General features: G+C 58.9%; 1 rRNA gene. It reads right to left on the bottom strand.

From position 1 onward, the window contains the following. A 16S ribosomal RNA gene (locus tag ADK60_RS28540) occupies positions 1 to 97 on the bottom strand; the annotation flags it as partial. Positions 98 to 214 lie beyond the last annotated feature (117 nt).

Below are 214 nucleotides of genomic sequence, written 5' to 3' on the forward strand. Positions count from 1 at the left end.
CGCCACTGATCCACCCCGAAGGGCTTCACCGTTCGACTTGCATGTGTTAAGCACGCCGCCAGCGTTCGTCCTGAGCCAGGATCAAACTCTCCGTGAATGATTACCGGTAATCCGGTTCGCACTCGCGTCGAGCGGCACGGCAACCACCGGAATAGGGCGGTCCCGCGCACTGCGTCCTCGCTAGTGTTTACTACATAAAGGAATCTCCAACCCC

The organism is Streptomyces sp. XY431 (genome assembly GCF_001279805.1).
In the GTDB taxonomy this organism is placed as follows: domain Bacteria; phylum Actinomycetota; class Actinomycetes; order Streptomycetales; family Streptomycetaceae; genus Kitasatospora; species Kitasatospora purpeofusca.